Origin of the sequence: Sphingomonas sp. ABOLE (assembly GCF_003950455.1) — a bacterium.
In the GTDB taxonomy this organism is placed as follows: Bacteria; Pseudomonadota; Alphaproteobacteria; order Sphingomonadales; family Sphingomonadaceae; genus Sphingomonas; species Sphingomonas trueperi.
The window spans coordinates 1-5,114 of sequence record NZ_QQWY01000080.1 but is presented as its reverse complement, the minus strand read 5'-3'; the positions used below and the strand labels follow the sequence as shown (position 1 = coordinate 5,114).

7 protein-coding genes and 1 pseudogene are annotated in these 5,114 nt (G+C 64.5%); 6 read left to right on the top strand and 2 right to left on the bottom strand.

What is annotated here, in order from left to right; genetic code table 11:
• Nucleotides 1-100 precede the first annotated feature (100 nt).
• From CA234_RS23785 to CA234_RS23775, 3 genes are all read left to right on the top strand, one after another.
• Nucleotides 101-505 carry a hypothetical protein gene (locus CA234_RS23785; protein WP_066721814.1) on the top strand — a complete coding sequence of 135 codons (405 nt, stop codon included), beginning with the start codon at nucleotides 101-103 and terminating at the stop codon, nucleotides 503-505.
• Between the two features lie 14 nt (nucleotides 506-519).
• A complete protein-coding gene (locus tag CA234_RS23780) occupies nucleotides 520-1,026 on the top strand; it encodes a thermonuclease family protein (protein WP_084253382.1) in 507 nt (168 codons plus the stop codon).
• A 107-nt stretch (nucleotides 1,027-1,133) separates the two neighbouring features.
• Nucleotides 1,134-1,781, top strand: a complete 648-nt coding sequence (locus tag CA234_RS23775; protein WP_066721810.1) for a hypothetical protein — start codon at nucleotides 1,134-1,136, stop codon at nucleotides 1,779-1,781.
• Between the two features lie 938 nt (nucleotides 1,782-2,719).
• Here CA234_RS23775 and CA234_RS23770 read toward each other — a convergent pair.
• Nucleotides 2,720-2,911 carry a hypothetical protein gene (locus tag CA234_RS23770; RefSeq protein ID WP_053556559.1) on the bottom strand — a complete coding sequence of 64 codons (192 nt, stop codon included), beginning with the start codon at nucleotides 2,909-2,911 and terminating at the stop codon, nucleotides 2,720-2,722.
• A 438-nt stretch (nucleotides 2,912-3,349) separates the two neighbouring features.
• Nucleotides 3,350-3,736: a helix-turn-helix domain-containing protein gene (locus CA234_RS23765; protein WP_019368266.1), complete on the bottom strand. Its 387-nt coding sequence runs from the start codon at nucleotides 3,734-3,736 to the stop codon at nucleotides 3,350-3,352.
• Between the two features lie 73 nt (nucleotides 3,737-3,809).
• On the opposite strand from CA234_RS23765, the gene CA234_RS23760 reads away from it, so the two are divergent.
• The 3 genes and pseudogenes from CA234_RS23760 to CA234_RS23750 form a co-directional block, all read left to right on the top strand.
• Complete coding sequence (locus tag CA234_RS23760; RefSeq protein WP_053556561.1) at nucleotides 3,810-4,460, top strand: cation diffusion facilitator family transporter; 651 nt, start codon at nucleotides 3,810-3,812, stop codon at nucleotides 4,458-4,460.
• Between the two features lie 65 nt (nucleotides 4,461-4,525).
• The gene (locus CA234_RS23755; protein WP_126002916.1) at nucleotides 4,526-4,819 is read left to right on the top strand and encodes a hypothetical protein; all 294 of its coding nucleotides are present in this window, start codon (nucleotides 4,526-4,528) and stop codon (nucleotides 4,817-4,819) included.
• A 60-nt stretch (nucleotides 4,820-4,879) separates the two neighbouring features.
• Nucleotides 4,880-5,114, top strand: a pseudogene (locus CA234_RS23750) (TolC family protein); the annotation flags it as partial.

The window sequence follows — 5,114 nt, the reverse complement described above, 5'->3', positions numbered from 1 at the left end:
GCCTGCCCGATCTACGGCAAAGTGATGGTTCGTCACAGTGGAGAGCCGCATGCGGTGAAAGCTGCACGTGCGGTTCGGCGGGGGGATCAGGGCTGACTCCATGAGCAGCACCAATCCTACCCGACTGGACGAGAGCATGGGCCCACATGAAGCCGAATGTCCCGAGCGGATCCTCGACCTTCTGAGCGAAACGGACAGGCCTCATGCGATCGATTGGCGAGCGCGCTGCCGTGCGGCGATTGCTAGCAGGCGCCGCGAGGTGCCCGATGGCGCCCTGGTGCGCTTCGAGAGCCCGCTGACCTGCAGCGACGACAGGCAAGAAACCGATTTCCGCGTGCGGAAGGATGGCGCCAAGCTCCGCTTCTTCCGTCTCGACGGTAATGGCCCCTACCGGGTGCGCCACTTCTACAAGCTGAAATGGTCCATCGTGCCTGAGACGAAGGTGCATCGGACCGTCTTCACGCGCGCCGGCGAGCCGACAAAGGAAATGCTGAAATGCGCCTAATCGCAATTGCGATTATGTTCGCCACGAGCAGCTGCGACGTGCTGCCTGACGCGAGTGCAGGTCAGCGCGACCGCGACGGCTTCGAGGCGCAGGCGCACGCGATCGACGGGGACACGATTGCCGTCGATTTCCGCCTGTTTGGCGCGGATGCCGTCGAGCGCAAAGCGCTCTGCGCGAAGGGTTCGTCCTGTTGGCCCTGCGGCAAGGCCGCCCAGGACTTCGCATCCAAGCTGATGAAGCGAGGCCCCGTGTCGATCCGGTTGACGGGACAGCAGAGCTATGGGCGGCCGATCGCTGCCGTCGACGTAGGCGGCCAGGACCTCGGAGAAGCGATGATCGCCGCCGGATACGCCGTGCCGACACCCAACTTCCTGAAGACCGATCCTTCCCGCGCGCGGCGCTACCAGGCCGCGTTTGACCAGGCAGAAGCGAAGCACCTTGGCATCCATGGCGGCGATTTCATCGAGCCGAGCCGCTGGCGGAAGGGCGCGCGGCTCTCTTGCGAGCGGCGCAGGCGCTAGCAACTACCCTGCTCCGCACTGGTCGGGAGCTCGCAGGACGCTCAGGAGGAGAGGGGGAAGGGAAGGGGAGAGCGTGATTTCGCGCTCCGCTTCCCCGGAGACATCCCATGACCTTCGATGTTGCTTTCCGCCACCAGCAGGCCCTCGATCCCAGTGCGCTGACCACGATTGGCAGCACGCTCCACGCGATCAGCAAGGCCATGGACGACTGCCGGAACGCCGGCGTAAGCGCAGAGGAAGATCCTGCAGTCATTCTTCTGGCGCGCCATTTCGCCGCGGTATGTGACACGCGACCCGGCCCCGTCGAGCTGCAGGGCAGGTGCATGCAGGCGATCAAGGAACTGCGGGGCGCGCCAGTCCTGGTGACGCTCGCGCACCGCGGCGTGGACTTCGATGCACCAGCGAAGAACGCCTTCCACTCAGAGGGGCAGAAGGCGATGCGCGCGCTGGCCAAGGCCCTGCAGCTGGAAAGCGGGCAGTACGAGGTACGGTCCTGCCGGGGCGGTCCCGCAGTCTCGGGCGAGATCATCCTCCACACGGAGAAGTGCTACGTGCAGCTCAGCCTGGGCCTGTGCGGTCTCGATAGGGAAGTCCTCTACCGGACCTGCCGGGGACGTGCCGATTATACCGGCGGCCGCAACCACTTCGCCGGCGTTCGCGAACTGGTGGATCCGCAGCGGTTCGCACGGCGGATCGTCCACGAGCTGCAGCTCGACTACGCCATGCCGGATCAGGCGGAAACGCTCTTCGGCTAACCGCACCCCGAGGGCGCGGCGCGCCGGCTCCCTCCCCAACTCTACGGTATGTGAGGCGACCATGAGCGTCCCTTCTGCTCGTTTGACGAACCTACACCCGCGCCTGTGGGCCCCGTTCTCCATCGTGGCCTACCCTTATGGCTTCCATGCGTGGCCGGAAGAATGGGCTGAGCCGGTATGGGAGCCGCATGCACGGGTAATCACCGCCGCAGGATCGAGCTCGCAGAAGCTTGGCGAGTGCGCGACGCTCGACGATGCTCTCGCGGCCTGCTGGGAGCATCTGGTGAAGCTAGGCCAGGACTAGCCGCTCAAGACTGCGCGCGATTTCGATGATAATTCAACCACGATGGGATGTAGGTCGATGGAACAGTTCGATCCCACCTCTGCGGCGACGTGGATGGCGCGCGGCCGCAGCGCCTGCGATGCCGAGACCCTGGCATCAATTTGGCGGGAATATCCAGACTTGCCGCCGAGCGCGGCTCTCGACGAACGGATGCTTCGCACGCGCGCCCGCGTTGCCGCAATGCGGCCGATGCACGACGCGATGCAGAAGGAGCAGGAGCGGGCCCGCCGTGCGCGGAACTTTGCATTTATCGAGGGGAAGGCTGACGCCGGCACGATCGACGATCGCGATCTGGCCATCCTCCGGGGACGGGACACACATAGGCTCGATTGGAACGAGGCGGTCCGATATGCGGAGGGGTGGTACGCAGCGCGATCCGGATGGGCGTATCGAGAGTGCCGGCGAGATGACGGTGAGAAGGCCAGCGAGAGGGCCGCCTACGATGTCGGTTTCAGCGACGGAGGCGGCGATCGGGGTGATGTATTCGACGCTGCCCGGCGAGCGTTCATCGCCGCCGCGCCGTCGACCACCGCCGCGACCGAGCCTCAGCCGCGGAGCTCGAGGCCATTGCCGAGCACCTGGTTGGGGGAATGGATCAGCCTTCGAGGCTTGCCAGCTCGTCGAACTCGGCTGATGCGCGGGTCGCGGCGTCGCCTGCGTAGGTCGCGCCGGATCGTGGATAGAAGAACACGCGGTCGCCTTTGGCGTAGGGGGTGCCGTCTGCACTGGTCCCGCCCACCTTGGCCCGTTTCCAGTAGGGATCGCCCTTGTATCGGGTGTAAGCCATTGTCCTTTCTCCTTCTTCCTGCGGCTGAAAGCCGGTTGCCGCAGCGACCGGGTCTGCCTCTCCGGCGAGGAGCGGGATGGGGAGGGAGGAGGAAAATCGATGGCCTTGGCGCGGGCAGGCCGCCCTAGCGCGGCCGACGCCCATCAGGGCGTCGGGTGCCGCGCTTGGCGGACAACACGGGGGCGTCTATTTTCCTTCGGGAACGAAAGGGCAGCAGCCCTTGGTGTTCCCCGCGCTGGCGGGCCTCCGGGGGAGGGCCGCGGCGCTAGGCGAGTGAAGTCGCGCCCATCGGGCAGCGGCGACAGGTGTGCCATGTGGCACACCTCACGCGAGGATCGTTACCCTTTGGGCCGAGACGCCGGCACGGTGGCTCGGTCGGCGCACGCCAGGGCGCCGATAGAGCCGTGCCCGGCAGGGTCGCGCCCAACTTGGTTTGGTTCAATGCGACAGGGCGTCGATAACCTTGCATTCGGCAACGATGCTGGCGTTGCAGGTGTCACCCCACTGCGCGATTTCCGACCTCAGCGCTGTAAGGTCGGCCAGCTTGCGATCGATTTCCGCGATGTGGACCGCAGCTATCTGGTCGGCCTCGGCACAGGAACCGCGCGGATCATCTGAAAGCCGCAGGAGCGCACGAACCTGATCCAGGGTGAAACCCAGATCACGCGAGCGTTTGATGAACGACAGGCGATCAAGGTGCGAGCGATCATAGAGTCGATAGTTGCCACCGCTACGGATGGGAGCGGGAACCAGCCCTTCTGCCTCGTAGAAACGGACCGTCTCTATCTTCAACCCAGTGCGCTTTGCGATCTCACCGATTTTCATCGCCGAACCTCTTGACCCTCTAGTAGGATGAGGTTTCATATAGGGCGTCTGATCCACGAATCGAGCTTCGATAATGGCAGACGCATGTTGCTCATCAAAACGCGACACGATCGCGGAACTTGGTCGCAAGGCCGAGCAGCGCCGCGTGCTCATCATCGTGATGCTCATCAATCTCGCGATGTTCGTGGTCGAGTTTGGCGGCGGCGTCGTCGCGCGTTCCTCTGCCTTGATGGCGGATTCGGTCGACATGTTCGGCGACGCGGTGGTCTATGCGCTCAGTCTCTATGCATTGCATCGGGGTGCGCGCTGGGAGGCGGGGGCAGCACTGGCGAAGGGTGGCATCATCCTGGCTTTCGGCGTCGCAGTCATTTTCGAGATCGCTGACAAGATTGCGAACGGCGTTCCTCCGGCATCGGGCTTGATGCTCGGGGTTGGCAGCGCCGCGCTGGTTGCGAACCTAATCTGCCTCGCGCTGCTCTGGCGCTTCCGCCGCGAGAATGTGAACATGTCGAGCACGTTCGAGTGCTCGCGCAATGATGTCGCGTCAAACGTCGGGGTTCTCGCGGCTGCCGGATTAGTCGGCCTGACCGGCTCGGCTTGGCCGGACATCATCGTCGGCGGGTTGATCGCCGTGATCTTCCTGCGCTCGGCATGGCGCGTGCTTGGGGAAGCCTGGCCGGCATGGCGTGCCGCGAAGGCACCGGCTCGCGAGTTATTGCAATGACATGGAAACCTTTCCGTGATAGGGGCGGGTTCGTGCGAGCCTTTTTGCCTCTCCTCACATGCCTGATGCTGGTCCTAACCAGCTTCTCCGGCATGGCTCATGCCGCCGATTTGGCGGGGGGAAGCATCGCGGGCGTTGAGTTTACCGTTCATACCGCCGGCGACATCGACGAGGTGCCGTCGGATTCGGACAAGAACGTCCCGCACCATCACAACTGTCATGGTCATGATGTTGGTGCGCCGTCGCGCATGACGATGGAATATACCCCCGTCCTCACGATGCCCAAGCCGACAATCTCCGCCTCTGCGTCGCTCGATGGCCGCACTGGCATGGTCCATTTGAGGCCCCCCCAAGCCTGACGTCCGATTTGGGCGCGCATTGGCGCGCCCCTGTCGATCATCGTCAGGAGTCCTATTTTCATGCATCGTATCCTCGCGGCCATGCTGGCCGCAGCGTCTTGCGCCACGATGGCGCAGGCGCAGGTCGGACCATCCGCGCCTGTTGCGCAGGACGCGCCGGTCTACACACTTGACCAAGCGGTCAGTGCAGCGGGCGGTTCGGCCCCTGCTGCGGAAGCGGCGACAGCTGGAATCGACGCGGCCCGTGCAGGTCGCACAGTCGCCGGCTTGCGGCCCAATCCGGTGGTTCAAGGCC